A 26,344-nucleotide genomic window follows, 5' to 3' on the forward strand; every position below is an offset into this window, starting at 1 on the left:
GGAACGTACGGCAGGAGTGTGTCGGGGAGATTGCCGGTCGGTGAAGGGTTGCCGGGTGCCGTTGACCCGAACGCCGACGCGCGCCGCCACCCCGGGGTGACGGCGCGCGACGGGTGCTGCCGGGTCAGGCGCCGAACGGGTTCTCCGTCGCGATCTCGTCGGCCGTCGGGGCGACGATCTCGCCGCCGTGCCCCCAGCCGGTGAAGGTCATCTCGGTGTGGCCGCCCACCAGGTCGAAGGTCATCTTGCGCAGGAGGTCGTCCGGGCCGATCCAGTACGTGTAGGTGATCGTCTCCGGCACGGCGATGCCGGCGGCGGCCGCCTGGTCGAGCGTCGCGCGCTCCGTGCCGACGATCTTCGACGGGTCGATGACGAGCTCGTACGGCTGGGCCGCGACGCCGTCGAGCTGCTCCGGCGCCCCCTTCTTGGTGACGCTCACGATGGCCTCCTTCTGGCCCGCCATCCCCTTGTTCGGGTCCAGCCCGGAGGTGAGCTGGTCGACGGTCGCCGCCAGGGGGTTCGACGGGTCGGAAGGGTCGATCTGCACGAACTTGCCGCCCGTGACGTCGCCCATGTTCATGTAGAGCATGCCGCCGACCAGACGCATCGCCGTCTCGCCCGCCCCGGGGATCGTCATGGTCATGGAGAGCTCCTGCGTGTCGCCCGTGACGCGCGCCGACCCGCTGCTCGCGATCGACTGGCCCTGGGCCGTGGTCGTCATGGCGAAGTCGTAGCTGCCGGCGTCCTGCTGCGCGGCGGACAGGGTCTCGACGATGTTCGCGGCCGTGATCGTGGCCGCCTCCGGCGCCGGCTCCGGGTCCTGCGTGGCGACCGCGGTGCCGGTGGGGGCCGCCTCCTCGGCGGCGGGTGCGCCACCGCCGCACGCGGCGAGCGCCCACACGAGGGCGACCGTCGCGGGGACGGCGAGAAGACGACGGGACGAGCGCATGGTGAACCCCTAGGGACGGCCGCGGGTGGGTGGTCGATCCGGCGCGGCGGTGGACGGATCGGACATTCAGCCTGCCAGCCCGAGCGCCCGCCGTGTGCCGCCGGTGCGGGTGAACGTGTCACGACGGGGTCGTGGGAGCGTGCCCGGCGGACCCCACGAGCGCCGGTGCCGGCATCCACCGGTCGATGCCGACGAGCGCCAGCCCGAGCACCAGGAACGCCGCACCGAGCAGCAGCACCGACGACGACCAGCCGCCCGGGCCGAGCCGTCCGAGGTCGAGGAACCCGTACGGATAGCCGAGGTCCGGCCGCACGAGGCCCCGGGCCGTCACCGCCACCGCGTACGCGACGAGGTACCCGACCCACGCCACGGCGTGCAGCACCCGGAGCCGCCGGTGCGCGTCGACCACGACGAAGTCCACGAACGCCAGCACGGGGTCGAGCCGGTGCTCCGCGAACCCGGACGTGAGCCGCGGCCCGCCGCCCTGGTCGGGACCGGGTGGGAGCAGGAAGTAGGCGACCAGGGCCGTGACCAGCAGGAACAACGTCACGCCCCCCTTGAGCCACCCGGGCGGCTGCCTGACCCGACCGAGCGACGCGAGACCGGCCCACACCATCACGACGGCCAGCATCGACCCGCACTGGTTGGTGAAGTACACGAGCCCGTCGAGCCGCCCGTGCCACCAGATGTCGTGCGTGCCCGCGAGCGCCGCCCCGGCCAGCGCGAACCGGAGCACGGCCACGACGACGTCCGACCGCCTCCGTCGGCTCCCGGCTCGCCGCCCGCTGTGGTCGGCATCCCCTCGGCGCCCTTGTGCTCGCTCCACCGCTCGCCCCATGCCTCGCCCCTCGCCCACCCTCCCTCCGCCGTCCCACGACTGCGAGACCAACAGCCCGGTCGATGTGGGCCCGTTGGTCGACGTCCGTGTTGGTCTCGCCGTCCCACGACCGCGAGACCGACAACCCGGTCGACGTGGGGCCGTTGGTCGAGAACTCGTGTCGGCTCCGCCGTCCCACGACTGCGAGACCAACATCCCGGTCGACGTGGGGGCGTTGGTCGACACGGATGTTGGTCCCGGGGGCGGGGGAGCGGGGTGGCGGGCCCGGGGGTCCGGTTAGGCTCGGAGCGACTTCGGCCCCCGACGACGAGGACGGTCCATGACCGAGCAGCAACCCATCCGGTTCGGCGTGGTCGGCAGCGGCTGGCGTGCGGAGTTCTTCGTGCGGATGGCCCGCCTGATGCCTGACCGGTTCCGCTGCGTCGGTGTGGTGACCCGGACCGCGGAGCGCGGAGCCGAGGTCGAGGCCGCGTGGGGGGTGCCGACCGTGCGGACCGTCGAGGAGCTCGTGACCGCCACCGGCCCCACGACGGACCGTCCCGAGCTCGTCGTCGTCTCCGTGCCGTGGCCGGTGACGCCCGAGGTGACCACCGAGCTCGTCGCGCTCGGCATCCCGGTGCTGGCCGAGACCCCGCCTGCCCCGGACGCCGAGGGGCTGCGCGCCCTGTGGGCCGAGGTGGGCAGCTCCGGCCTGGTCCAGGTCGCCGAGCACAGCCCGTCGATGCCGGCGCACGCCGCGCGGATCGCCGCGGTCGACGACGGTCTGATCGGCGTGCCGACGCACGTGCAGATCTCCTCGACGCACCTGTACCACGCCGTCGGCCTGGTCCGACGGCTGCTGAGGGCCGGGCGCGACGAGGCCACGGTGCGCGCCACCACGTTCACCGCGCCGCTGCTCGAACCGCGCGGGCGCGACGGCTGGACCGGCGAGACGGTGGCCCGGGACCGCTGGCACGTGGTCGCGACGCTCGACCTCGGCGCCGGCCGCAGCGCCGTCTACGACTTCAGCGACAACCAGTGGCACAACCCGCTGCGCACCAACCGGATCGTCGTGCGCGGCTCGCACGGTGAGATCGTCGACGACACGGTCACGCGCTGGGTGGACGAGCGGACCGTCCTGTCGTCCACGTTCCAGCGGCAGGTGTCCGGGCTGGAGCAGAACCTCGACGGCTTCGACCTGGAGCACATCAGCCTCGACGGCCGGGTCCTGTACCGGAACGCCTTCGAGGGGGCCCGTCTCGCCGACGACGACATCGCCGTCGCCGCCCTGCTGACCTCGACCGGCGCCTGGGTGCGCGGCGACGGACCGCCGCCGTACCCGCTCGCCGACGGCTGCCAGGACCACCTCCTCGGCCTCGCCATCGAGGAGGCGTCCCGCACGGGCGCTCCCGTCCGGACCGCCCGGGAGGCGTGGGCCGACGCCTGACGGCGCGGCAGACTCCTCCCCATGACGTCAGCCGTGGTGGTCGGTGCCGGGATCGGGGGCCTCGCCGCCGGCGTGGCGCTCGCGCGTCGCGGCTGGTCGGTGACGGTCCTCGAACGGGCGGCGTCGCTCGAGCCCGTCGGCGCCGGCATCGCGCTCGCCCCCAACGCGCTGCGGGCGCTCGACGCGCTCGGGCTCGGCGAGGCTGTGCGCGGGCTGGCCCGGCTGAGCGGGGAGGTCGGCCTGCGGCGGCCCGACGGGCGCTGGACGGTGCGGGCCGACGTCAGCGCCGCGGCGGAGCGGCTCGGCGACACCGCCGTCGTGCTGCACCGCGCCCAGCTCGTCGACCTGCTCGCCCGCGCCCTGCCCGCGGGTGCGCTGCGGACGGGCGTCGAGGTGTCGTCCGTCGCACCCGGCGGGCGGGCAGTGGTGGCGACCCCGCTCGGTGGGCCGCAGCCCGTAGTGGCGACCGTGCCCGGCGGGCCGCAGGCCGTGGTGACGACCGCGCGCGACGGCGAGCTCCAGGCCGACCTCGTCGTCGCCGCGGACGGCATCGACTCGCCGGTCCGGCGTGCCCTGTTCCCCGGTCATCCTGCACCGACGTACACCGGCGTCACCGCGTGGCGGTTCGTCGCGCCCGCCCCGCCCGGCGGGGTCGAGCCCGCCGAGACCTGGGGTCGCGGGTCGGTCGTGGGGCTGACGCCGCTCGCCGACGGCCGCGTCTACTGCTACCTCACGGCCGCCCAGCCCGAGGGCACCCGGTTCGACGACGAGCCCGACGAGCTGCGCCGGCGGTTCGGCGGCTGGCACGCCCCGATCCCCGAGCTCCTCGCGGACCTCGACCCGGCCGCGGTGCTGCACCACGACCTGCGCCGGCTCGCGACGCCGTTGCCGCGGTTCGACGTGGGACGCGTCGCGCTCCTCGGTGATGCGGCGCACGCGATGCCGCCCCACCTCGGCCAGGGCGGGTGCCAGGCGCTGGAGGACGCGGTCGTGCTGGCCGCCTCGGTGGCCGGCGGTGCCGACGTCGGGTCGGGGCTCGCCCAGTACTCGGCCGCGCGGCTGCCGCGCACCACGAGGATCGCGCGGATGTCCGCCCAGGTCGGGGCGCCGTCGGCCTGGACGTCCACGCCGGCGGTGGCCCTGCGGGACGTGGGGATGCGGCTCGCCGGCCGGTTCGCCGGCCCCCTCATGGAGCGCCGGCTGCAGGACGTCGTCGGCTGGCACCCGCCCTCCTGAACGGCCCGCCGCGTCCGGATGCGGACCTCCCGGACCGGTGCGAACGTCGAGTGATGACCCGTTTCGGATACACGCTGATGACCGAGCAGTCCGGGCCGCGCGAGCTGGTCCGGTACGCCTCCGCCGCCGAGGACCTCGGGTTCGACTTCGAGGTCTCCAGCGACCACTACTTCCCCTGGCTCGACGCGCAGGGCCACGCGCCGCACGCGTGGACGCTGCTCGGCGCGGTCGCCCAGGCGACGTCGCGCGTCGAGCTCATGACGTACGTGACGTGCCCGATCCTGAGATACCACCCGGCCGTCGTCGCGCAGCAGGCCGCGACGCTCGGTGTCCTGTCCGGCGGCCGGTTCCAGCTCAACCTCGGGGCCGGCGAGAACCTCAACGAGCACGTGGTCGGTGAGCGGTGGCCGGCGGTCGGCGAGCGCCACGACATGCTGGAGGAGGCGGTCGAGATCATCCGCGGCCTGCTCACCGGCGAGCGCTTCTCGTTCGACGGCAGCTACTACCGCGTGGACTCCGCCCGCGTGTGGGACGTGCCGGAGGAGCCGGTGCAGATCGGTGTCGCGGTGTCCGGGGACCAGTCGGTGGAGCGGTTCGCGCCGCTGGCGGACCACCTCGTGGCCGTCGAGCCGGACGCCGACCTGGTGCGCTCGTGGGACGCCGTCCACCCGGGGCCGTCCCGCAAGATCGGTCAGGTGCCGATCAGCTGGGACACCGACCGCGACCGGGCGGTCGCCCGCGCGCACGAACAGTTCCGTTGGTTCGCCGGCGGGTGGAAGGTGAACGCCGACCTGCCCACGACGGAGGCGTTCGCCGCGGCCAGCCAGTTCGTGCGACCCGAGGACGTGGCGGAGCAGATCGCGTGCGGACCCGACCTCGACGCGATGGTGCAGGCGGTCTCGGCGTACTGGGAGGCCGGCTTCACGGACATCGCGTTGGTGCAGGTCGGCGACGAGGCGCAGGACGAGTTCCTCGCCAAGGCCGCCGGGCCCCTGCTCGAACGCCTCCGCGCGGCCGCCCCCCGTCCCTGACCGCGAGCGCCCCTGACCGGGAGCGCCCCTGACCGGGAGCGCCCCTGACCGAGAGCGCCCCTGCCCCGGAGCGCCTGTGACCGAAGGAGAGACCCATGGCAGTGACCACGTTCCAGGACCTCCCGCTCGCCGACCGTGACCGTGAGTGGGACGGCGCCGCCGCCGAGAAGCGCGTGCGCGCCTGGGCCGACGCCGAGGACGAGCCGAACGGCAAGTACCGGGACGCGCACGTCTGGTACGACGCCGACGCGAAGGGGAACTTCACGGCGTACAAGCTGCTCATCGCCGATGTCCTGGACGGACGGCTGACGGCGGTCCCGCGTGGCGTGTTCGCGGCGGCGGCCGTCATGCAGGGGTCCCGCGGCGGCGTCGACCTGCCGGACAAGGACCGCGACCGCGTCAAGAGCCACCTGGCGAAGTACTACGCGAAGCTCGACGACACCCCGCCCTGGGACGACTGACGGGAGCCGGCCGGTCCCAGGCGGGTGGTCAGTGCCCGAACCGCGCCAGGTCCGCGGGGATGTCGTCGTGCCGCAGCTCGAACCAGACGGCCTTGACGGCGTCCCCGCTCTCCGGCGCGGTGCCCCACGCGCTCGAGAGCCGGTCGACGAACATCACGCCGCGGCCGCCGAGCGCCATGGGCGGCGGGTCCTGGAGCACGGGCACGTCCCGGGCGCCGTCGGTGACCTCGACGCGCGTGCGCTCGTCGTCCACGTCGACACGCAGGACCACGGGCGGGTCGGCGTGCGCGACGGCGTTCGTGACGAGCTCGCTCACGAGGAGCACCAGCATGTCGAGCCGGTCGGGCTCCACGCCCGCCTCGGTGAGCCGCTCCCGGGCCCATCGGCGAGCAGGCGCGATGGCCGCCAGGTCGGCGGTGACGGGCGTCTCGGCGCGCATGGGGACCCTCCAGGGGGCGGAGCGGGTGGTGCCGGTGGTGCCTGTCCCGCCGGTGGTCGTCCGGCGGTCCTCGCCACGGTCGTTCACATCCGATGATTCGGCAAGTCGAACACCGCCCCGAGGGCCGGATGTCGCCCGCCCGGCTGGGAGCATGGACGCGTGCAGCCGACAGCTCCCCCCTCCACCGGCGGCACCCCCGCGGGCCACGGTCCGACCAGGAGCCAGGTCCGCCGGTGGCGCCAGTACCTCGCGGACGAGCGTGCGGAGGCTGCGGTGTACCGCGACCTGGCCTCGCGGCGGACCGGTGAGGAGCGGGCGATCCTGCTGGCGCTCGCGGACGCGGAGGGCCGGCACGAGCAGCACTGGCTGGACCTGCTGGGCGACGACGTGGGCCGTCCGTTGCGTGGTGACTTCCGCACGCGGGTCCTCGGGTTCCTGGCCCGGCGGTTCGGGTCCGTGTTCGTGCTCGCGCTCGCACAGCGGGCGGAGGCACGCTCGGGGTACGGCGACGACGTGGACGCCACGGCGGCCATGGCGGCGGACGAGCGGATCCACGAGGAGGTGGTCCGCGGGCTGGCGCTGCGCGGCCGCAACCGCATCTCGGGGACGTTCCGGGCGGCGGTCTTCGGGGCGAACGACGGGCTGGTGAGCAACCTCGCGCTGGTGCTCGGTATCGGCGCGAGCGGCGCGTCGAACCAGGCCGTGCTCTTCACGGGCCTGGCGGGGCTGCTGGCGGGCGCCCTGTCGATGGCGGCCGGCGAGTACGTCTCCGTGCGGTCGCAGCGCGAGCTCCTCGAGGCGTCCCGCCCGAGCGAGCACGCCCGGGCGGCGCTGGCCCATCTCGACGTGGACGCCAACGAGCTCGCGCTCGTGTACCGGGCGCGCGGCATGGCCGCGGACGAGGCGCAGGCCCGCGCGGACGCGGCGCTCGGCGCCCCGGGGACGTCGGCGCTCGTGCTTCCCCCGCCGGAGGGCGTCGAGGAGGTTGACGAGCACGAGGCGATCGGCACGGCGGTCGGTGCGGCCGCGGCCAGCTTCTGCTTCTTCGCGTCGGGCGCGCTCGTGCCGGTCCTGCCGTACCTGCTGGGCGTGGAGGGTCCGGCGGCCGTGGCGTGGGCGGCGGTGCTGGTCGGGATCGCGCTCCTGGGCACGGGGGCTGTCGTCGGCGTGCTGTCGGGGGCGTCACCGGCGAAGCGGGCCCTGCGGCAGCTCGCCATCGGCTACGGGGCGGCGGGGGCGACCTATCTCCTCGGTCTGGCGTTCGGCTCGACGGTGTGACCGAGAGGAAGGTGAGGCAAGCCTCACCTTCCCTTATGCTGACGGGCGTGACGACGACAGTGGAGGCTCCGGCCCTGCCGTTCCGGATGTTCGCGGTGCAGGTCGCGGCCGTGCAGAGGTTGTGCCCCAGCGTGGTCCGCCTGACGTTCACGGGCGACGACCTGGACCGGTTCGCCGACAACGGGTTCGACCAGCGCATCAAGTTCTTCCTGCCGCTGGACTGCGGCTACGACGCGCTCCTCGACCTCTCGGCGAGCGACGACTGGTACGGCCGCTGGCGCTCGCTGCCCGACGACCGCCGCCATCCCCTCCGTACGTACACGGCTCGCGGAGTTCGTCAGGAGCGCCGCGAGGTCGACGTGGACGTGGTCCTGCACGGCGACCTGGGGCCGGCCTCCCGGTGGGCGCTGGCCGCCACCCCCGGCGACGAGCTCGTGATCCTCGGGCCCAACGCCGACGCGGTCGGCCCGCACGGCGGCGTCGACTTCGTCCCGCCGACCCGCACGGACCGCCTGCTCGTCGCGGGGGACGAGACCGCGCTGCCGGCGATCGCCGGCATCCTCGAGCGGCTCCCCGCCGACGCCCGCGGCGAGGCCCTCATCGAGATGCCGTGCAGCGAGGACCGCCTCGACCTGGTCGCTCCTGCCGGTGTCACCGTCCGCTGGTACGGCCGCGACGGTGGCGCCCACGGGTCGCTCCTGGTCCCCGCCGTGCAGGCTGCCGCCGCCCGCATGCTGCCCGGGCGGGCTCCCACGCCGGACGTCGAGCTGGAGGACGTGGACGTCGACGGCGGCCTCCTGTGGGAGGTGCCGGTCGACACCACCGGCGCGGCGCTGGCGTCCGAGGCGGTGATGTACGCGTGGCTGGCCGGGGAGGCCGCCGTCATCAAGACGCTCCGGCGGCACCTGGTCGGGGAGTGCGGCGTGGACCGCAGCGCCGTGGCGTTCATGGGGTACTGGCGCGAAGGGCGCGCCGAGCCGAGCTGACGCGCGTCCAGGGCGACGCGTTCGGCCTGGTGTCCCGTCAGTGGATCACGGCGAGCAGGATGCCGACGCCGACGAACAACCCGCCGAACACGCGGTTGAGCACCCGACGGCCCGACTCCCGTGCCGTGACCCGGACGAGACCGCGCGCCGCGCTCGCGAAGAGGAACCACATGACGACCACGTCGACGGCGACGACGGTGGCCCCGACGACGGCGTACTGCGGCACGAGCGGCCGGTCGAGCCGCACGAACTGCGGCAGGAAGGCGAGGAAGAAGACGATCGCCTTCGGGTTGGTGAGGTTCACGAGGAGCCCGCGGCGGAACATCGACCACGCGGGCTCCCTGACCTGCTCGGCGACGCCGCCGATGGCCGTGCTCGCCCGGAACTGACGGACGCCGAGGTACACGAGGTAGGCGGCGCCGAGGTAGCGGATCACGTCGAACGCCGTCTGCGAGCGGCTGACCAGCGCCCCCACGCCCGCCGCGACGACCACCACGTGCACCACGAGCGCGAGCTGCTGCCCGAGGATCCCCCAGATCGACCGCACCCACCCCGAGCCCAGCGAGTTGGACATCGTGTTGATCGCCCCCGCACCCGGTGTGCACGAGATCACGAGGCAGGCGCCGACCAGCGCGAGCCAGAGGGACGGGCTCACGCGCGGGGCACCGGGACGGTCACGTGCTGCATCATGCCTCGCCGTCGGGCACGGCCCGGGGGCTCGTCAGGGGTGGCGACCCAGCCCGTAGCATCGGGCCGGTGCCCCCCCGATCGCCGTTGCCCGCGCGGCACGGCCTCAACGCCGCGTGGATGCGCACCCCTGACCGGGAGGGTTCCAGGGTGCACGGGTGGCCCACCATGGGCGACTGGCTCAGGGACCGGTTGCCGGACCACGTCGACGTCGGGTCGATGCTGGAGCGACGGTGCTTCGTCGACGAGGGCGGGCGCGCCGTGCTGGCCGACGACCCGTTCGCCCCGCTCGTGTTCGTGTGGTTCCACCGGGACCTGCGCGACGAGCCCGAGGTGACGGCGCCGATCCACGTGGTGCATCACGACGACCGGCTCGTGGTCGTCGACAAGCCCGCGTTCCTGTCCTCGATCCCGCGCGGCCGGCACGTGGTGCAGAGCGTTGTCGTCCGCCTGCGCGCCGAGCTCGGCCTGCCGGACCTGTCCCCGTTGCACCGCCTGGACCGGGTCACGTCGGGCCTGCTGATGCTGGCGACCGAACCGCGGTGGCGAGCGCCGTACCAGACCCTGTTCGAGCGCCGAGAGGTGCACAAGACCTACTGGGCGCTCGCGCCGCTGCGCGACGACCTGACGTTCCCGGTCGTGGTCCGCGACCACCTCCGTAAGGAGCGCGGGTCCCTGCAGGCCGAGGTGGTGCCCGGTGCGCCCGTCAACGCCGAGACGCTCGTCGAGCTCGAGTCGGAGGCCGACGGCCACGGGGTGTACCGACTGACTCCCCGCACGGGCCGTACCCACCAGCTCCGCCTGCACCTGTGCGGGCTCGGCATCCCGATCGTCGACGACCCGCTGTACCCCGAGGTGCGGGACGTCTCGGTGGACGACTTCAGCACCCCGCTGCAGCTGCTGGCCGGGGAGCTGGCGTTCACCGACCCCGTCGACGGCACCTCACGGCGGTACCGGAGCGTCCGGCGCATCCCGCTGACCGCGTGACCGCCTGACTGCCTGACCGCGTGACCGCCTGACCTGGGCGGGCCCGCCGGGCGGGTGCTGTTCGACGGCCCGGTGTGGGTGCACTACGGGTTCCTCGCGGTCGAGCCGAGCTTCGCGTCGGTCGACGACCTGATCGGCGCCCGCGGCGGGCAGCGCGACGGGCGCGGCTGCGTCGCGTGCAGGAGGAGTCGGACCTGTGGGGCGGTCGTCCGCCGACCGAGGAGCTGCGCGGCTGGGGCTGGCGGGCGGCCCGGCTCGCGCGCGACGACCGCGACCTCGTCGACAGGCTCGTCGCCCTGTCGCCCGGCCAGCAGCGCGCGGTGGCGACGTGGGCGGCGACCCGGGCGTGCGAGCGGGCCGGGATCCTCGACGTGCCCGCGGCCGTCGAGGCGCTCGACCTGGTCGCGCGCAGCGGTCGCCTGCCCGCGCTCTGGAAGGACTGGGACGCCGTCTGGGACGCGCTGTTCCCGCCCGACGAGGGCGACGAGCCCACGCAGGTCGTCGTGACCCTCCACACGGCAACGACCGTGTCGCTCGGCGGCGGACCGCCCCCGCGCACGCCGCTCGGGCCCGAGGCCTCCGCGATCGAGGCGGTGCAGGGCGCGGGGAAGAAGCACCCCGGCAAGGCCGCGGCGCGTGCGGTGGCGGGGCTGAGCCACGGCGCCGAGGACCTTCCCGCGTGCTTTGCCGAGGTGCGTGACGAGATCCGCCGGGTGGTGGGGGAGCCGTGAGGCGGCGCCACCCGGCGTGGCCTCGCCCGCACTGCCGGAACGGAGGCCGGCTCAGTGCCGGGACGGCTTCACGAGCGGGGCGGGGAACCGGACGCCGACGGCGGTGCCGCCGAGCCAGGTCGTGAGGCGGTCCGCCTCGGCGTCGATCGCGGCGCGGGCGTCGGCCCCGACGTCCTCGAGCAGCACGATCTCGACCTCGCCGGCCGGGCTGGTGGCCCAGCCGCCGACCATGCGCCCGTCGACCCAGATGGAGGCGCCGCCGTTGCCCGTCGCGTCGAACAGCTGCGGCTTGTGCGGGCCGAGGTACCAGTCGCGGTCGAACCAGCCCATGGTCGTCGGGTCGAGGCCCGGCAGGAGCGCGACCCACGGGTCGACCGGCCCGACGGGCTCGAGGTCGTCGGGCAGGACGTAGCCGGTGCGGCCGTCGAGGTCGACCTCGACGGCGCCGACGTCGCGCAGGGCCGCGCGGACCGCCGTCAGCGTCGAGCCGAGCCACCACTTCACGTCGACCTCCGTGGCCGGACCGAACGTCCGCAGCCACCGCCCGACGAGCCGCGCGCGGGCGACGGCCTCCGGCACCGGCTCGAGGGGCGCGCCGAGCCAGTCCTGCATCAGCGCCCACGTCGGGCGGGACGTCGTCCACTGCCCCTGGTTGCCGGAACGGACCACGACGCCGCCCGCGGACAGGCAGGTCAGGACCCGCCCCACGACGGCGAACCGGCCCGCCCACGGCTTTCCGGCGCTGTGCTCGACGGTGCTGTCGAGCAGCGGGACCCGGGTGCGCAGCTCGGTCGCGGCCAGGGGACCGGATGCGGCGAGCTCGGCGACGGCGGCCGCCATCGCGTCGGCGACCCAACGCTCACCGTCGTCGACGAGCCCGGCGGCGGCGACCTGCTTGGCGAGCCGCCGACGCTCGGTCCCGGCGACGCCGTCGCTCGCCGCGGCCTGCACCACGGGCAGCAGGTCCCGTGGCACCGCGAAGATGGTCCGGCGCATCGCGAGGTGCTTGACCAGCGACCGCTCCTCGTAGAGCGCCCGCTCCAGGTCCTTCACGTGGAAGCCGTCGACGCGCGCCCACGCGGCCAGGAACAAGGCGGCGGGGTCGGTGCCGTGCAGCACCACCATCGCGTCGGTGGCGTCCTCGACGGTCGCGACCCGGGACGCCGGCGTCACGGCATGTCGGCGGGCGAGCCGCGCGCGGCGCTCGTCGACGTCGAAGCGGAGCACGGTGCTACGCCGTCACGGGCCGGACCTGCGCCCGGCCCGCCCACCACCGGTTCACCAGGTAGAGCAGCACGCCGACCGCGAGCAGCACGCCCGCTCGCAGGTACACCGCACCCTCCCGGCCGGTCAGCGGCGAGGCGAGGACCAGGGACGCCACGGCGCCGAGCACCGGGGCCCAGGTCGGCGCCCGGAAGGGCCGCGTGCCGGCCTCCTCGTCCTCCGGCGAGCCCTCGTCGCCGTCCGTGGGCTGGCGTCGCAGCACGAGCACCGACACGTTGACCACGGCGAACACCAGCAGCAGCAGGAGCACGGTGGTGTCGGCGAGCCCGGCCAGGTCGCCCGTCGCGACGAGGGTCATCGCGATGAGCACCGTGAACGCGATCGCCACGTACGGGGTCTGGCGGCCCGGGTGCACCCGGCCGAGCACCGGCGGCACGATGCCCTCGTTGGACATCCCGTACACCAGCCGCGACGCCATGATCATGTTGATCAGCGCCGTGTTGGTGACGGCGAGCAGCGCGATCAGCGCGAACAGCTTCGGCGGGAACGTCAGGCCTGCCACCTTCACGACCTCCAGCAGCGGCCCGGTGGAGCCCGCCAGCGTCTCGGTGTCCACGAGCATCGACGACGTGAACGCGACCCCGAGGTAGATGACGCCGGCGACCGCGAGACCGCCGAACAGGGCCCGAGGGAAGTCCCGGCGGGGCCGACGGCACTCCTCGGCGAGGTTCACCGAGTCCTCGAAGCCGAGCAGCGCGTAGAACGCGAGCGCCGTCGCCCCGAGCACCGCGACCCACGGCGTGCCCTCGGGGTCGAGCGTGAGCGCCCGTTGCGGGTCGCCGTCACCCTGAAGCAGCGCCCAGGCGCCGATCGCGAGGATGACGACGAGACCGGACGCCTCGATGATCGTCAGCACCACGTTGACCTTCACGGACTCCGAGATGCCGAGGACGTTCACGGCCGTGATGACGAGCAGGAAGAACCAGGCCGCGAGGAGCGTCGGGACGCTCACGAACTCGGCGAGGTAGTCGCCGCCGAACGCCCGGGCGGCGGCGCTGGCGCTCGTGATGCCGGACATCATCACCGTGAACGCCACCAGGAACGTGAGGAACGGGCTGCGGAACGCCCGGTTCGCGTACAGCGCGGCGCCTGCGGCCTGCGGGAACCGCCCCACCAGCTCGGCGTAGGCGGTCGCCGTGAGGGTCGCGAGCGCGAACGCGCACAGGAACGGGACCCAGATGGCGCCGCCGACCTCCGCGGCGACCTTCCCGGTGAGCGCGTAGATGCCCGCGCCGAGGATGTCGCCGACCACGAACAGCAGGAGCACCTTGCGGCCGATGGTGCGGCGCAGGCCGGGCGACCGGTCGGCCGTGGGTGCGGTGGGGGCGGTCGGCTGGTCGGTCACGGGACCTCCGCGGGCGTTCGACGTCGGATGCCCGCCAGTGTTCCGCGCGGCTCGCGAGGCCGCGCGTCGGCTGCGAGGAGCGCGCCGCCGGAGGTCGGGTGCCTGCGCGCCGGGAGCACGCCGGACCGTGCATCGGCCCGGCCGCTCGACGAGCGGGCCCGCGGATCGCTGCCTACGCTCGGACCTTTCCACGACCGCGAGCCACGGGAGGTCCCATGAAGGGCAAGGTCGCATTCGCCGTCGGTGCCGGTGTCGGCTACGTGCTCGGAGCACGCGCAGGCCGGGGGCAGTTCGAGCGGATCAAGAGCTGGGCGAACGACGCGTGGCACGACCCGCGCGTGCAGGACTACGTCCAGGAGGCGGAGAGCCAGGCGACCCAGTTCGCGAAGCAGCAGGGCGCGGCGCTCAAGGACAAGGCCGTCGAGGTCGCGAAGTCGGCGGTGTCCGGCAGGACGGGCGACAGCAAGTGGACCTCGTCGCCCGAGGCGGACGACCCGGTGGTCGACGTGCGGGCGGGCGAGCCCGTGCTCGACGTCGACGACCTGGAGCACGGCCGGCCCTGATCGTCGCGGGCGCGGCCCTCGGCGTGGCGCGTCCGCCCCGGGCGCGCCCGCCGTCGTCAGGTCCGCCAGACCTGCACGACGCTGGGCCGCGGCCCGCCCCAGGCCCCGTCCCGCACGGTTCCCGACGGCACGTAGTCGGGGAACGCCGACTGCTGCGCGTCCCACGACCCGTCCTCGCCGGGGTGCTGCACGGACACGTAGACCATGCCGTCCCGGTCGCGGACCACCGGACCGCAGGTCTCGGCGCCGACGGGAACGGACAGGAACTGCTGGACGTGCCCGCGCTCGGGCCCGGTGAGGGGCACCTTGAACAGGCCGTCGTTGCGTGAGATGACGGCCGGGGCTCCGTCGGTCGCGATCCACAGGTTGCCCGCCGAGTCGAACGCCAGGTTGTCCGGGCACGAGATCGGCGAGACCCGCTCGGGTGGGAACCCGGCGAAGTACGTCGAGCCGTTGCGCGCCGGGTCGCCGCAGAGCAGCAGGATGCTCCAGCCGAACGTCGTCGCGGCCGCGTCGCCGCCCGCCTCGACGATCTCGACCACGTGCCCGTCGCGGTTGGCGCTCCGCGGGTTCGGCTCGGTCGCGCCCTCCCGGCCCGGCATCCCGCGCTCGACGTTGTTGGTGCACGCGACGTAGACGCGCCCGGTCGTCGGGTGCGGCTGGACGTCCTCGCAGCGGTCCATCTTCGTCGCGCCGGCGGCGTCCGCCGCGAGCCGCGTGTGCACGAGGGCCTCGTCGACGGTGAAGCCGGGCACGTGGCTGACGCCGTCGACGACGAGCGGGAGCCACTCGCCGGTGCCGTCGAACGCGCCGTCCGAGGGCAGCGCGCCCGAGCCGGTGAGCTCGGCGGTGGGCGAGTCGCCGGTGAACCGGGCCACGTAGAGGTCGCCGGCGGTGAGCAGCGTCCTGTTGTGGCGCCGGTGCCGGGCGCCGGGCCGGTAGGTGTCGCGGGAGACGAACTTGTACAGGTAGTCGAACCGCTCGTCGTCACCCATGTATGCCGTGACCCGGCCGGACCGTCCGACGATCACGTTGGCGCCCTCGTGCTTGATGCGACCCATCGCGGTGTGCTTGACCGGAGGTGCCCCGGGGTCGTGAGGATCCACCTCCACGATCCAGCCGAACCTGTGCGGCTCGTTCGCGTAGCCGGCGTTGCGGGCGTCGAAGCGCGGGTCGACGTCCTCCCAGCCGCGCTCGGTGCTCCTGTCGAGCAGGCCGTACCGGCGGTCGGCCGCCGACGTGCCGGCCGCACGGAAGTACCCGTGGAAGTTCTCCTCGCCGGACAGCACCGTGCCCCACGGCGTGGTGCCGCCCGAGCAGTTGCCCAGCGTGCCGACCGGAGTGGTGCCGGCCGGGTCGGTGACGGTCCGCAGCAGGGGAGAGCCGGCCGCGGGCCCGGTGAACCGGAACGGCGTCGTCGCGGTGATCCGCCGGTTGAGCGGTGCACCGACGCGGTACGACCAGGGGCGGCCGCGCCGCAGCCGGAACAGCTGCACGACGCTCAGCCCGTGCGCCTCCATGGAGGCCCGGCGCCGCGTGTCGGCGACCTCCGGGTCCTGCGTGGGAGGGAACATCAGCGCCTCGTTGGTGTACTCGTGGTTCGCGACGAGCACGGCCCAGAACCCGAGCGGTCCCTCGAGGATGTCGAGGTAGTCGTTGTTGTAGCCGAACTGGCGGGCCTGGAGCTGCGGGGTCTGCCTCGCCGGGTCGAACCGGTCGTCGTGCGAGAACAGCGGGTCGCCCCACCGGATGAGCGGCGCCCAGGTGTAGCCGTCCGGCACCATGAACCGGTCGACGCTGGACGGCACCGGCTCGATGGGCACGAAGGGCAGCCTCCCGGCGGCCTGCGGCGGGTCTGTCGACGGCGCGGCGGCAGCGGCAGGCCCCGCCCCCGCCACGGCCGGACCGAGAACGATCGCGGCCCCCGCGGCCGCCGCACCGGCGAGCACGGCACGGCGGGTCAGCGCGATCTCGGCGACGTCCCGGAAGTAGGGGTTGGCGCTCTCGTTCGGCACCGGGTGCGCGCAGGCGTCGGCGCACGCGAGGCGGCAGGTGACGGGGGACCGCTTGCCTGCGGTGCGGCCCAGCATCGGCAGGAGGGGACGCTCTGTCATGGCGACCCCGAGGGGTCCTGCACACCGTCCAGCACGGCCCGGGCCGTGGCGTAGGGGACGGCTCCGGCCGGGACCACCACACCGTCCTCGTCGGACCCGAGCGGCTCGAGCGTCGCCAGCTGCGACGCCAGGAGGCCCGCCGGCATGAAGTGGCCGCGTCGCGCCGCCATCCGCCGGCCGAGGTCGTCGTCGGGCACCGCGATGTGCACCATCCGCACGCGCCCCTCGGCCTCCCGGAGCGTCTCCCGGTACGCGCGTCGCAGGGCCGAGCAGGCCACCACCGTCGACCGTCCCGCCTGCGCGTGCTCCGTCATCGCGTCCCGCACGAGCCGGAGCCACGGTCCGCGGTCGTCGTCGGTCAGCGGGATGCCGGCGTGCATCTTCTCGACGTTCGACGGCGGGTGCAGCTCGTCGCCCTCGATGAACGGGACGCCCAGCCGCTCGGCGACGAGCTTCCCGATCGTCGTCTTCCCGGTCCCCGACACCCCCATGACGACGAGGTGCACGACGTCCGCCGTCGGCGGTGCGTCGGCCTGGTCGTCCGGGTCCGGCTGGTGCGCGCCCACAGGTCTCCTCCCGATCTCGCGGCCACTCTGCCACTCAGCCCTACAACCCGCGCCGGCCCTGCCGATAGGGCAGGAGTAGAGCATCGAGCGTCGACGTGCCTCGCAACGGCGCGAGGCAGGCGAGGGAGTGCGGTCGTGATGAGTGCATGGTGGGAGGGCCCGCTCGTCGGGTTCCGGTTGGAGACCACAGGACCGGACGTCGAGTCCGCCCGGATCGTCGCGGCGGAGATCACCGTCGACGACCCGGCGGTCGGCCCGGCCCGCGTCCACCACGTGCTCGTGGACCCCGGCGTGGAGATCCCCGAACCGGCGACACGGGTGCACGGCATCACGACGTCGGACGCCCGGGAGAACGGCCTACCCACGCGTGACGGCATCGCCCAGGTGGTGCGCCTCCTGGCCTCGACCGCGCACCTGCCCCTGGTCGTGTCCGGCGGCACGTTCGACCTCACGGTCGTCGACCGTGAGGCGCGGCGTCACGGTCTCGACGGGTTCGAGCACGGAGCGGTGATCGACCCCCGGGTCCTGGACAAGCACCTGCAGCCCGGCTGCCAGGGCAGGCGCACGCTGCGCGAGGCGGCCGAAGGGTACGGCCTGCGCCTCGAGCTCGCCCGCACGCCCGAGGACGGTGCCCTCCCGGCGATCCGGCTCGCTCGTGCCCTCGGCCGCACGGGCCGGCTCCCCGCCGACGCGGCGGAGCTGCACCGCCGTCAGGTCGCGTGGCGCGGCGAGCAGGTCCTGCTCCAGCAGTACGCCGCCGCACGCAGCCGGTGGCAGGGCGTGGTGCCCCGCCAGTGGCCCGTGATCGACGTGCCCGTGGCCTGGGCCGCGTCCCGCTCGGCCTGACGCCAACTGTCCTGGGCCGCCGCGCGAGGTCGTGACTCAGGGCAACTACACTCCCTCGGTGCCCTCTCTCGTCGTCGACATGACGCCCCTGCGCGTCAGCCCTCAGTTCCGGCGGCTGTGGTGGGGGCTGTCCGTCTCGAACCTCGGGACCCAGCTCACCGTCTTCACGGTCGGCCTGCAGGTGTTCGACCTGACCCGGTCGACGTTCTCGGTCGGCGTGCTCGGCCTGTGCGCGCTGGTCCCGCTCGTGGTGTTCGGCCTGTACGGCGGGGCGATCGTGGACCACTACGACCGCCGCACGGTCGCGCTCGTGGCCTCCCTGGTGAGCTGGGCGGCCACCCTGGCCCTGGCCGCGCAGGCGTGGGCCGGCAGCACGTCGGTGGGGCTGCTGTTCGTGCTCGTCGCGGTGCACTCCGGGGCCGGGGCCGTGAACAGCCCCGCGCGCAGCGCGATCATCCCGCGACTGCTCGAACCGCGACTCATCCCGGCCGCGAACGCCCTGCAGACCGTCGGGTTCAGCGTCGCCATGACCGTCGGCCCGATGCTCGGCTCGGCGCTCGCGGCCGTCGACTTCGGTCTCGCCTACACGGTCGACGCGATCCTGTTCACCGCCGCCCTCGGCGCCCTCCTGCGGCTCCCGCCCGTGCCCCCCGAGGTGTCGTCGACCCGGCGCAGCCGCGTCGGGATCGGCTCGGTGGTCGACGGCCTGCGCTACCTGCGCACCCAGCCCGACGTCCGCATGACGTTCGCCGTGGACCTGATCGCGATGGTCACGGCGATGCCGCGCGTGGTGCTCCCCGCGGTGGGGCTGCTGTACCTCGGCGGAGGAGGGCGGACGACGGGCGCGCTGGCGACGGCGATCGCGCTCGGCTCGGTGCTCGCCGGGCTGTTCTCCGGCCGGCTGACCGGGGTCCGGTGGCAGGGGCGGGTGATCACGCTGGCCATCACCGTGTGGGGGCTGGCGGTCGTCTGCTTCGGGCTGGTCCTCGTCAGGGTGGGGGACACCAGGCCGGAGCACGTCCTGTGGGTCGCGTTGGGCCTGGCGTTCCTCACGCTGGCCGTCGCCGGCGGTGCCGACGCGATCAGCGCGGTGTTCCGCCAGAGCATCCTGCAGACCGCCACCCCCGACGACATGCGCGGCCGGCTCCAGGGCATCTTCATCGTCGTCGTGGCGGGTGGCCCGCGGCTCGGCGACCTGTGGATCGGCACCCTCTCCGACCGGGTGGGCGAGGCGTGGGCGGTCGTGCTCGGCGGCTGCCTGTGCGTCGTGCTGCTGTGGCTCCTGGTCCGCGCGCAGCGCACGTTCTGGAACTACGACGCCCACCGCCAGGTCGTCTGAGGTGACCACTTCACCGTCACCGCCTGCAGCGACGCCTCTCCGTCTCGCGCACTGATCTCGCAGCAGCGGGAGCTCAGGACGGGGGCGGGCCCTCCCCGGCGCTGCGGCCGAGGCGTTCGAGGAGCGCGCCGAGGTTGCTCCACAGGGTCTGGCGGTACTCCACGAGCCAGTCGCCCTCGAACTTCCGGGGCAGGATCTCCGTGATGATGATGAGCGTGGAGGTCAGCCGGTACAGGGCGAGCCTGGTCCGGGCGTTCGGGCTCTCCACGTCCAACGGCACGCCCGTCACCGACGCGTAGCCGGCCAGCCACCGCGGGTCCGGCTCTCCGACCGTCATCTGGTTCGCACCGACCAGGTCGTACAACGGGTCCGCCCAGATGCACCGCTCGGTGTCGATGACGCCCAGCAGCTCGCCGGTGTCCGGGTCGACGAAGAGGTTCCCCGCCCAGAGGTCCGTGTGCACCAGGCTCGGCCGCTCCACCACGTCGAGCGCGTGCAGGTTCCCGGCCACCACCTCGCGGATCCGGTCGGCCGGGAGCGTGGTCCCGGTGCGCTCCGCGTCCGCCAGCAGGGCCTCGACCATCCGCCCGTACGCCTGCGCCCACGTGTCGCCGACCAGCCCGTTGGCCTCGTTCGGGTACCCGAACCGCTCGCCTCGCACGGCGTGCAGCCGGGCCATGAACGCCCCGAGCTCGTGCTCCACGCGCGCGGTGCGCGGGTCCGAGTCCGCCGGTCCGAACCCCGCCCCCTCGAGCGGCTCCCCGTCGAGGTGGGTCACCACCACCACGTCGGACGGCAGCACGGTCCGCGAGAAGTCCGTCAGCAGGACCCTCGGCATGAGCAGGCCACGGCCCTCGGCCAGCCGGTACACGAGCGCCTCCGTGCGGACGAGGTCGAGCTCGTAGGTCAGCAGCCGGTCGGTGTCCGTCGGGGCCGTCTTGGCGATCACGCGTGTGCCGTCGTCCAGCGTGATCCGGTACGTGACGGCGAACATGCCGCCGTCGAGCTTCTCGTACGACGCCATGGTGCCGAGGGGCTGCACCAGGGCGCGCAGGGCGTCGCCGGTCGGCACGGGCTGCTCTGCCGCGGTCACGGCGACGAGGGTATCGGGCCGCCTTCGTCGTCCCGCACGGACCCGCCCTCGTCGTCCCGCACGGAACCGCGCGCGCCGTCCCGCACTGACCCGCGCGCGTCGTCCGGCTCCACCGCGTCCGCCACCTCGCAGGCGGCGACCGCCGCGCCGGCGCTCGCGGACGGGGAGGCGTCCTCGACGGCCCCACGGACCCGTGCGGCCGCGTCACCCCGCAGGGTCCGGAACGCCGCCAGCGTCGCGACGAGCGCGAACCCCGCGGACACGATGACCACGAGGTAGCCCCCGTGCGACCCGTGCCGGTCGATCTGGACACCGGCGATCGACGACCCGATCGACACGCCGACCCCGAGCGACGTGCCCACCCAGGTGAGCCCCTCCGTGAGCCGGTTCGAGGGCACGAGCTGCTGCACCAGGCCGTTACCGTTGATCAGCGTCGGCGCGATCGCGAACCCGGTGACGAACATGACGGCCGCGAGGACCACCAGGTCGTCCACCAGGAAGAAGAAGCACACGCCGACGGCCAGCGCGACGACGCCGTTGGCGAACCGCTGGTGCAGCGGCCGCCGCCAGTGCCGCGTGCCGTACAGCAGCCCGGAGATGAGCGACCCGCACGCGAACACCGCCAGGATCACGCCCGCGAGGCCCTTGCGGCCCTGCTCCTCGGCGAACGCGACCGTCGACACGTCCGTGGCCCCGAAGATCGACCCCATCGCGACGAACACGAGCGCGAGCACCACCATGCCGGCCGATGCCAGCACGGACCCCCGCGCCCGCGGCGTCCCGGCCGGTGCGGCCGGCGGCTCCGTGGTGCGCTGCGCCAGGAACCAGTACCCGCCGACGACCATCCCGCCGAGCGCCACCACGAGCCCCGCCGAGGGCTGCACCCCGGTCGCCAGGAGCGTCGCCAGCACCGGCCCGACGACGAACACCAGCTCGTCGACCGCCGACTCCAGCGAGTACGCGGTGTGGATCGTCCGGGGATCTCCGCCGAGCGTCCGGCTCCACCGCGCCCGCACCAGCGATCCGAACGACCCGATCGCCGCCCCGGTCACGGCCGCCGCCAGGTACAGCACGAGCGTCGGGGCCCCGACCACCGCCGCACCGATCAGCGTGACCAGCCCGACCGTCGCGATGCCCACCGCAGGCCGCATGACCCGTGCCTGCCCGTGCCGGTCCACCAGCCGCGCGAGCTGAGGCGAGCACACCGCCTGCGCGATCACGTAGACGGCCGACACCCGGCCGGCCAGCCCGTACGACCCGTACACCGCCGACACCATCAGCACGATCCCGATGCCCACCATCGACATCGGCAGCCGTGCCAGCGCCCCGGCCGCCGAGAACGACAGCGCCCCCGGACGCGACAGCACCTCACGGTAGGGCTGGAGCATGCCGCCAGTCTCGCACCGCGTGCACGACGGCTCCTGCTGGGCTTCCCGGGACGCGATCCGTCCCGCAGGATCAGACGATGACCACAGTGCTGGTGGACGATGTGCCCGAGCTCGAGCGGTTCGAGGCGCGAGACCCGTCCGGAGGACTCCTCGGCTTCGCCGCCTATGCGCTCGACGGGACGACCGTGGTGTTCATCCACACCGAGGTCGAGCCCGAGCACGAGGGCCAGGGCGTCGCTTCCCGGCTCGTGCAGGGCGCGCTCGACCTCGTGCGGGCGCGTGGCGCCGACGTCGTGGCGCTCTGCCCGTACACGCGGGCGTGGATCGGGAAGCACCCCGACTACCAGGACCTGGTGCGGGTGACGACGCCCCACCCGTGAGCGGGTGCACCGTCCGTGAGCGGGTCACCCGCGGGCGCCGGGGTCGAGAGCGTGCCCGGGCCGGGCCGGGCCGGGCCGGGCGGGGCCGGGACGCCGCGCCGCGGGGCACGGCGAAGGCCCCGGGGCTTCGATGCCGGCCGGGGCCCTCGTCGAACCGTGAAGCCTGTGGAGTGCGGCGTCAGGACCCGAGGGCCTGCGCCACCACCTGCTTCGCCTCGGACTGTACCTGTGCCAGGTGCTCCGGGGACAGGAAGGACTCGGCGTAGATCTTGTAGACGTCCTCGGTGCCCGACGGCCGCGCCGCGAACCAGGCGTTGTCCGTGGTCACCTTGAGGCCGCCGATGGCCGCGTCGTTGCCGGGCGCGTTCGTCAGCCGCGCCGTGATGGGCTCGCCCGCGAGCGTCGTCGCGGTCACCTGGTCGGGGTGCAGCGCAGCGAGCGTCGCCTTCTCCTCGCGCGTCGCCGGGGCGTCGACGCGGGCGTACCAGGACTCCCCGAACTCCTCGACGAGGTCCCGGTGGTGGGCGGACGGGCTCTTGCCGGTCGTCGCGAGGATCTCGGACGCGAGCAGCGCGGGGAGCATGCCGTCCTTGTCCGTGGTCCACACGGTGCCGTCCTTGCGGAGGAACGACGCCCCGGCGGACTCCTCGCCGCCGAACCCGACGGAACCGTCGACGAGCCCGGGCACGAACCACTTGAACCCGACGGGCACCTCCAGCAGCCGCCGCCCGAGCTTGTGCGCCACCCGGTCGACGAGGCTCGACGACACGAGCGTCTTGCCGATCGCCGTGCCCTCCGGCCACCCACCCCGGGCCCCGCCGTACAGGTAGGAGATCATCACCGCGATGTAGTGGTTGGGGTTCATCAGGCCGCCGTCCGGCGTGACGATGCCGTGCCGGTCGGAGTCGGCGTCGTTCCCGGTCGCGATGTCGTACGGCGCGTCCCCGCTCATCCGCGCGACGAGCGACGCCATCGCGTACGGCGACGAGCAGTCCATCCGGATCTTGCCGTCCCAGTCGAGCGTCATGAACTCCCAGCGCGGGTCCACCGTCGGGTTCACGACCGTGAGGTCCAGGCCGTACCGCTCGCCGATCGCCCCCCAGTACTCGACGGACGCGCCGCCGAGCGGGTCGGCCCCGATGCGGACCCCCGACGCCCGGATCGCGTCGAGGTCGAGGACGTTCGCGAGGTCGTCGACGTACGCGGTGAGGTAGTCGTGCTTGCGGGTCGAGTCGGCGGCGAGCGCCTTCTCCGCGCTGACCCGCGGGACGTCCCGCCACCCGGACGCCAGGATCTGGTTCGCCCGGTCCGCGATCCACCCGGTGGCCTGCGACCCGGCGGGACCGCCGTCCGGCGGGTTGTACTTGAAACCGCCGTCCCGGGGCGGGTTGTGCGACGGGGTCACCACGATGCCGTCGGCCAGTCCCGGGCCGTGCGTCCGGACGCCCTCCGAGGTGCCCGCGCCGTTGTGGCGCAGGATGGCGTGCGACACCGCCGGGGTCGGCGTCCAGGAGTCCCGCGCGTCCACGTGCACCTCGACGCCGGCCGCGGCCAGCACCTCGAGCGCGCTCTTCCACGCCGGCTCGGACAGCCCGTGCGTGTCCCGGCCGATGAACAGCGGCCCGTCGGTGCCCTGCGAGCGGCGGTACTCGACGATCGCCGCCGTGATCGCGACGATGTGCGCCTCGTTGAAGGCCGAGTCGAGCGCGGAGCCACGGTGGCCGCTGGTGCCGAACACCACCTTCTGGTCCGGGTTGTCGAGATCAGGCTCGCGGTCGTAGTAGGCACCCGTGAGGGCGTCGAGGTCGACGAGGTCGGACGGCTGGGCAGGTGTTCCGGCGCGCGGGTCCATGCCGCGATCCTCCCTCACCATCCGCGGGTCCGCAGCCCCCCGTCCACACCCTCCACCCCTGACCACATCCCCTGCCCCCGGCCACCCGCCCCACCCCGGCGATGGCCCCCGGCCCTGGTCCTGGCTCTGCCCCCGCCATGCACGGGTCGGCGGCCGCGTTGGTCTCCTCGCCCGCACCGTTCCGCGCGTCTGACCTCCACCCTGGTCTCGGCCCTCGGCCCTCGGCCCTCGGCCCTCGGCCCTCGGCCGACAACGCCGACGAGACCAACGTGGGTGTTGACGAGGGGCCCTGGATCGACCGCCGTGTCGGTCTCGTCGCCCCAGCTGCCCCGCGGGTACGCCCCACCCGGGGCCCGGACCTGCTACCCGCACTCGTACCCGCACGTCCCTTCCGGCCCGGGCCGGCCGCGACGGCGAGACCAACATCGGTGTCGACGAGGGGCACCGGATCGACACCGATGTTGGTCTCGTCGGCCGCACTGGCTCGCGGGGGCGCCGGGCTCGGGGGCGGTGGCGGGGCTGGGGTGGTGGTGGGGCTGGGGTGGTGGTGGGGCTGGGGCAGTGGGGTTGGGGGTGGTGGGCGAGGTGGTGGTGGGGCGAGGGGGTGGTGGGCCTGGGTGGTGGTGGCGAGCGGGGTGGGGAGGCCGACAGGGTCGGGCGTGGCCGGTAACCTGGGCCGCATGGCCAAGAACACGCCCGACTTCGTGCTGCGCCCGTTCGAGGGGCTCCCCGGCGAGCCCGACTGGGTCGCGCTGAAGGAGCTCGTCCCGGCGGCGACCGCGACCGCCCGCACCACGAAGGAGCACGGCGCGCGCGACGTACTCGTCACGACCGTTTTGCCGACCGCCTGGCCCGCCCTGCACCGCGCGGACGGCGTGGTGCTGCTCGCCCTCCAGACGGTGGGCAGCTCCGGCGACGCGAGCCGCGACCTGGCCGTCGCGCTGCTGGAGGCGCTCGACGTCGAGCCCGGCACGGCGGTCGAGACGGTCGGCCTGCCCGAGGCCGGCCCGCGGCTGCAGGACGTGCTGGACCTCTCGGTGCCGTTCGAGGTGACGGTCCTGGACTCGTTCTCCTACTGGCTCGCGCCCGACACGGAGCGCACCTCCGACCTGCAGGCCGCCATCGAGGAGGCCGACTCGGGCATCGTCGAGACGGTCAAGCTCGCCGCCGCCGAGTCCGCGTACTGGTGCCGCATGGGCGCGCGGGAGTTCCTGCGGTGGGCACAGCCGCACGACGAGCAGGTGGTCCTCGACGCGCTGGCACGGCTCCACGCCCGCCGTGAGTCCGGGTTCGAGGGCGCCAAGTTCGTGGGCTACTTCCGCTCCAGCGGGCTGGTGGTCCCGGTGTGGGAGCTCGCGAAGGGCTCGGAGGCCGAGGACATCGAGTCGCCCGTCGCCGCGTTCCGCCCCGCGTTCGAGGCCGCGCTCGCCGACACCAGCCCGCTCGACGCCAACGAGCGTCGCGCCCGCCCGGGCCGGCCTCGTCGCCCGCCAGGTCACGCTGCGCTGACCGTGCCGACCGCCCCGCTTCACCTGTCGGCGCCCCGACGGGTGAAGCGGGCGGCGGGCGGTGCTGCGTCCGGCAGCATCCCCGCGGATCGCTAGGCTGGCGCCCGTGACGCGCAAGAGCGGGAAGTCCGCCGACAGCGAGGCGGCCGCCGCAGGCACGCACCAGGTGGACCCGCGGGACGGCGCAGCTCCCGCTCACCGGTCCCGGCAGCGGGTCGCCGTGATCATCCCGGCGAAGGACGAGTCCCGGCGGATCGCGGCGACCGTGCGCTCGGCCCGGGCCATCCCGTTCGTGGACCTGGTCCTCGTGGTGGACGACGGGTCCGAGGACAACACGCAGCACGTCGCCCGCGAGGCCGGGGCGGTCGTGGTCCGGCACTCGCACAACCGTGGCAAGGCCGCCGCGATGGAGACGGGCGCCGCTGTCGTGGCGATGCGGGACGCCCCGGACCGGTCCCCGCGCATCCTGCTGTTCGTCGACGGCGACCTCGGCGAGACGGCCGTCAACACCGCGCCGCTCGTGCCGCCCGTCGTCGAGGGCCACACCGACCTGTCGATCGCGCTGCTCCCCCCGCAGCCCGGTGCCGGCGGTCGGGGGATCGTGGTCGGCGCGGCTCGGCGAGCCATCGCGTCGATGACGGGCTGGACCCCCACCCAGCCGCTGTCCGGCATGCGCTGCCTCACGCGCGAGGCCTTCGAGGCGGCGACGCCGCTGGCCCGCGGCTGGGGCGTCGAGACCGGCATGACCATCGACCTGCTGCGGCAGGGCTTCCGCGTCGTCGAGGTGCCGTGCGAGCTGCGGCACCGGCCCTCCGGCACGGACCTGCGGGGCCAGATGCACCGGGCCGCGCAGTACCGCGACGTCCAGCTCGCGGTGAACGCCCGCCGGGTGCGGGTCGCCGCGTCGAGCATGCGGAACGCGGTCAGCCCGACGACCCGGACGCCACCGACGCACCGCTGACCGGCGCGGCGGTGGCGCTGCGCGGCGCTGATCCCGACGCTGTGCGCGCTGTGCGG

General features: G+C 74.3%; 24 protein-coding genes and 1 pseudogene. 14 read left to right on the plus strand and 11 right to left on the minus strand.

All coding sequences use genetic code 11. From position 1 onward, the window contains the following. Positions 1-124 precede the first annotated feature (124 nt). Both ACVW07_RS12315 and ACVW07_RS12320 read right to left on the minus strand, forming a co-directional pair. On the minus strand, positions 125-949 hold the full coding sequence (locus ACVW07_RS12315) for a hypothetical protein (protein ID WP_456819531.1): 825 nt from the start codon (positions 947-949) through the stop codon (positions 125-127). Positions 950-1,067: 118 nt separating this feature from the next. Beyond that, on the minus strand, positions 1,068-1,691 hold the full coding sequence (locus tag ACVW07_RS12320) for a Pr6Pr family membrane protein (protein WP_456819532.1): 624 nt from the start codon (positions 1,689-1,691) through the stop codon (positions 1,068-1,070). 415 nt (positions 1,692-2,106) lie between these two features. Here ACVW07_RS12320 and ACVW07_RS12325 point away from each other — a divergent pair, with 415 nt between their 5' ends. The 4 genes from ACVW07_RS12325 to ACVW07_RS12340 all read left to right on the plus strand — a co-directional run bounded on the left by ACVW07_RS12325 (position 2,107) and on the right by ACVW07_RS12340 (position 5,941). Further along, positions 2,107-3,213 (plus strand): Gfo/Idh/MocA family protein, encoded by a 1,107-nt coding sequence (locus ACVW07_RS12325; RefSeq protein ID WP_456819533.1) that lies wholly within the window; start codon positions 2,107-2,109, stop codon positions 3,211-3,213. A gap of 21 nt (positions 3,214-3,234) precedes the next feature. Further along, on the plus strand, positions 3,235-4,449 hold the full coding sequence (locus ACVW07_RS12330; RefSeq protein WP_456819534.1) for an FAD-dependent monooxygenase: 1,215 nt from the start codon (positions 3,235-3,237) through the stop codon (positions 4,447-4,449). Positions 4,450-4,502: 53 nt separating this feature from the next. After that, on the plus strand, positions 4,503-5,480 hold the full coding sequence (locus ACVW07_RS12335; RefSeq protein ID WP_456819535.1) for a TIGR03557 family F420-dependent LLM class oxidoreductase: 978 nt from the start codon (positions 4,503-4,505) through the stop codon (positions 5,478-5,480). Positions 5,481-5,575: 95 nt separating this feature from the next. Beyond that, on the plus strand, positions 5,576-5,941 hold the full coding sequence (locus ACVW07_RS12340; protein ID WP_456819536.1) for a hypothetical protein: 366 nt from the start codon (positions 5,576-5,578) through the stop codon (positions 5,939-5,941). A gap of 28 nt (positions 5,942-5,969) precedes the next feature. Here ACVW07_RS12340 and ACVW07_RS12345 read toward each other — a convergent pair whose 3' ends face one another. Continuing rightward, positions 5,970-6,380, minus strand: a complete 411-nt coding sequence (locus ACVW07_RS12345) for an ATP-binding protein (protein WP_456819537.1) — start codon at positions 6,378-6,380, stop codon at positions 5,970-5,972. A 159-nt stretch (positions 6,381-6,539) separates the two neighbouring features. Between ACVW07_RS12345 and ACVW07_RS12350 the strand changes: the two genes are divergently transcribed. Beyond that, on the plus strand, positions 6,540-7,658 hold the full coding sequence (locus ACVW07_RS12350; RefSeq protein WP_456819538.1) for a VIT1/CCC1 transporter family protein: 1,119 nt from the start codon (positions 6,540-6,542) through the stop codon (positions 7,656-7,658). A gap of 38 nt (positions 7,659-7,696) precedes the next feature. Continuing rightward, entirely contained in the window at positions 7,697-8,644 is a 948-nt protein-coding gene (locus ACVW07_RS12355) for a siderophore-interacting protein (protein ID WP_456821075.1), read from the plus strand. 37 nt (positions 8,645-8,681) lie between these two features. On the opposite strand, the gene ACVW07_RS12360 is transcribed toward ACVW07_RS12355, so the two are convergent. Then, entirely contained in the window at positions 8,682-9,299 is a 618-nt protein-coding gene (locus tag ACVW07_RS12360) for a LysE family transporter (protein WP_456819539.1), read from the minus strand. A 101-nt stretch (positions 9,300-9,400) separates the two neighbouring features. Here ACVW07_RS12360 and ACVW07_RS12365 point away from each other — a divergent pair, with 101 nt between their 5' ends. Together ACVW07_RS12365 and ACVW07_RS12370 are read left to right on the plus strand one after the other, a co-directional pair. Further along, the gene (locus ACVW07_RS12365; RefSeq protein WP_456819540.1) at positions 9,401-10,318 is read left to right on the plus strand and encodes a pseudouridine synthase; all 918 of its coding nucleotides are present in this window, start codon (positions 9,401-9,403) and stop codon (positions 10,316-10,318) included. Between the two features lie 176 nt (positions 10,319-10,494). Next, a complete protein-coding gene (locus tag ACVW07_RS12370; RefSeq protein WP_456819541.1) occupies positions 10,495-11,049 on the plus strand; it encodes a hypothetical protein in 555 nt (184 codons plus the stop codon). A 51-nt stretch (positions 11,050-11,100) separates the two neighbouring features. On the opposite strand, the gene ACVW07_RS12375 is transcribed toward ACVW07_RS12370, so the two are convergent. Then, positions 11,101-12,276 (minus strand): winged helix DNA-binding domain-containing protein, encoded by a 1,176-nt coding sequence (locus ACVW07_RS12375; protein WP_456819542.1) that lies wholly within the window; start codon positions 12,274-12,276, stop codon positions 11,101-11,103. A gap of 4 nt (positions 12,277-12,280) precedes the next feature. Next, complete coding sequence (locus ACVW07_RS12380) at positions 12,281-13,678, minus strand: APC family permease (protein WP_456819543.1); 1,398 nt, start codon at positions 13,676-13,678, stop codon at positions 12,281-12,283. A 215-nt stretch (positions 13,679-13,893) separates the two neighbouring features. On the opposite strand from ACVW07_RS12380, the gene ACVW07_RS12385 reads away from it, so the two are divergent. Beyond that, positions 13,894-14,241 carry a YtxH domain-containing protein gene (locus tag ACVW07_RS12385; RefSeq protein WP_456819544.1) on the plus strand — a complete coding sequence of 116 codons (348 nt, stop codon included), beginning with the start codon at positions 13,894-13,896 and terminating at the stop codon, positions 14,239-14,241. Between the two features lie 56 nt (positions 14,242-14,297). Here the strand turns inward: ACVW07_RS12385 and ACVW07_RS12390 are convergent, their stop codons facing one another. Further along, complete coding sequence (locus ACVW07_RS12390; protein WP_456819545.1) at positions 14,298-16,355, minus strand: PhoX family protein; 2,058 nt, start codon at positions 16,353-16,355, stop codon at positions 14,298-14,300. Continuing rightward, positions 16,352-16,846, minus strand: a complete 495-nt coding sequence (locus tag ACVW07_RS12395) for a gluconokinase (RefSeq protein ID WP_456821076.1) — start codon at positions 16,844-16,846, stop codon at positions 16,352-16,354. The genes ACVW07_RS12390 and ACVW07_RS12395 overlap by 4 nt, the downstream gene beginning before the upstream one ends. Before the next feature lie 213 nt (positions 16,847-17,059). Between ACVW07_RS12395 and ACVW07_RS12400 the strand changes: the two genes are divergently transcribed. Further along, a complete protein-coding gene (locus ACVW07_RS12400) occupies positions 17,060-17,767 on the plus strand; it encodes an exonuclease domain-containing protein (protein WP_456819546.1) in 708 nt (235 codons plus the stop codon). 58 nt (positions 17,768-17,825) lie between these two features. Then, a complete protein-coding gene (locus ACVW07_RS12405; protein WP_456819547.1) occupies positions 17,826-19,106 on the plus strand; it encodes an MFS transporter in 1,281 nt (426 codons plus the stop codon). A gap of 73 nt (positions 19,107-19,179) precedes the next feature. On the opposite strand, the gene ACVW07_RS12410 is transcribed toward ACVW07_RS12405, so the two are convergent. Further along, entirely contained in the window at positions 19,180-20,199 is a 1,020-nt protein-coding gene (locus ACVW07_RS12410; RefSeq protein ID WP_456819548.1) for a phosphotransferase family protein, read from the minus strand. Further along, positions 20,196-21,587 (minus strand): MFS transporter, encoded by a 1,392-nt coding sequence (locus ACVW07_RS12415; RefSeq protein WP_456819549.1) that lies wholly within the window; start codon positions 21,585-21,587, stop codon positions 20,196-20,198. The genes ACVW07_RS12410 and ACVW07_RS12415 overlap by 4 nt, the downstream gene beginning before the upstream one ends. A 77-nt stretch (positions 21,588-21,664) precedes the next feature. Here ACVW07_RS12415 and ACVW07_RS12420 point away from each other — a divergent pair, with 77 nt between their 5' ends. Continuing rightward, positions 21,665-21,967 (plus strand): GNAT family N-acetyltransferase, encoded by a 303-nt coding sequence (locus ACVW07_RS12420; protein ID WP_456819550.1) that lies wholly within the window; start codon positions 21,665-21,667, stop codon positions 21,965-21,967. 178 nt (positions 21,968-22,145) lie between these two features. Here the strand turns inward: ACVW07_RS12420 and pgm are convergent, their stop codons facing one another. Further along, positions 22,146-23,819, minus strand: coding sequence for a phosphoglucomutase (alpha-D-glucose-1,6-bisphosphate-dependent) (gene pgm / locus ACVW07_RS12425; protein WP_456819551.1), 1,674 nt, complete (start codon positions 23,817-23,819; stop codon positions 22,146-22,148). Positions 23,820-24,499: 680 nt separating this feature from the next. On the opposite strand from pgm, the pseudogene ACVW07_RS12430 reads away from it, so the two are divergent. After that, a pseudogene (locus tag ACVW07_RS12430) lies at positions 24,500-25,328 on the plus strand (DUF5926 family protein). A 165-nt stretch (positions 25,329-25,493) separates the two neighbouring features. Next, on the plus strand, positions 25,494-26,288 hold the full coding sequence (locus tag ACVW07_RS12435) for a glycosyltransferase family 2 protein (protein WP_456821077.1): 795 nt from the start codon (positions 25,494-25,496) through the stop codon (positions 26,286-26,288). The last annotated feature ends 56 nt before the right edge of the window (positions 26,289-26,344 follow it).

This window comes from Cellulomonas sp. URHB0016 (assembly GCF_054057935.1).

Coding starts and splice junctions, on each gene's coding strand:
- ACVW07_RS12335 (WP_456819535.1), top strand. CDS start 4,503: ATGACCCGTTTCGGATACACGCTGATGACCGAGCAGTCCGGGCCGCGC.
- ACVW07_RS12390 (WP_456819545.1), bottom strand. CDS start 16,355: ATGACAGAGCGTCCCCTCCTGCCGATGCTGGGCCGCACCGCAGGCAAG.
- ACVW07_RS12315 (WP_456819531.1), bottom strand. CDS start 949: ATGCGCTCGTCCCGTCGTCTTCTCGCCGTCCCCGCGACGGTCGCCCTC.
- ACVW07_RS12420 (WP_456819550.1), top strand. CDS start 21,665: ATGACCACAGTGCTGGTGGACGATGTGCCCGAGCTCGAGCGGTTCGAG.
- ACVW07_RS12385 (WP_456819544.1), top strand. CDS start 13,894: ATGAAGGGCAAGGTCGCATTCGCCGTCGGTGCCGGTGTCGGCTACGTG.
- ACVW07_RS12400 (WP_456819546.1), top strand. CDS start 17,060: ATGAGTGCATGGTGGGAGGGCCCGCTCGTCGGGTTCCGGTTGGAGACC.
- ACVW07_RS12340 (WP_456819536.1), top strand. CDS start 5,576: ATGGCAGTGACCACGTTCCAGGACCTCCCGCTCGCCGACCGTGACCGT.
- ACVW07_RS12325 (WP_456819533.1), top strand. CDS start 2,107: ATGACCGAGCAGCAACCCATCCGGTTCGGCGTGGTCGGCAGCGGCTGG.
- ACVW07_RS12330 (WP_456819534.1), top strand. CDS start 3,235: ATGACGTCAGCCGTGGTGGTCGGTGCCGGGATCGGGGGCCTCGCCGCC.
- ACVW07_RS12415 (WP_456819549.1), bottom strand. CDS start 21,587: ATGCTCCAGCCCTACCGTGAGGTGCTGTCGCGTCCGGGGGCGCTGTCG.
- ACVW07_RS12395 (WP_456821076.1), bottom strand. CDS start 16,846: ATGGGGGTGTCGGGGACCGGGAAGACGACGATCGGGAAGCTCGTCGCC.
- ACVW07_RS12345 (WP_456819537.1), bottom strand. CDS start 6,380: ATGCGCGCCGAGACGCCCGTCACCGCCGACCTGGCGGCCATCGCGCCT.
- pgm (WP_456819551.1), bottom strand. CDS start 23,819: ATGGACCCGCGCGCCGGAACACCTGCCCAGCCGTCCGACCTCGTCGAC.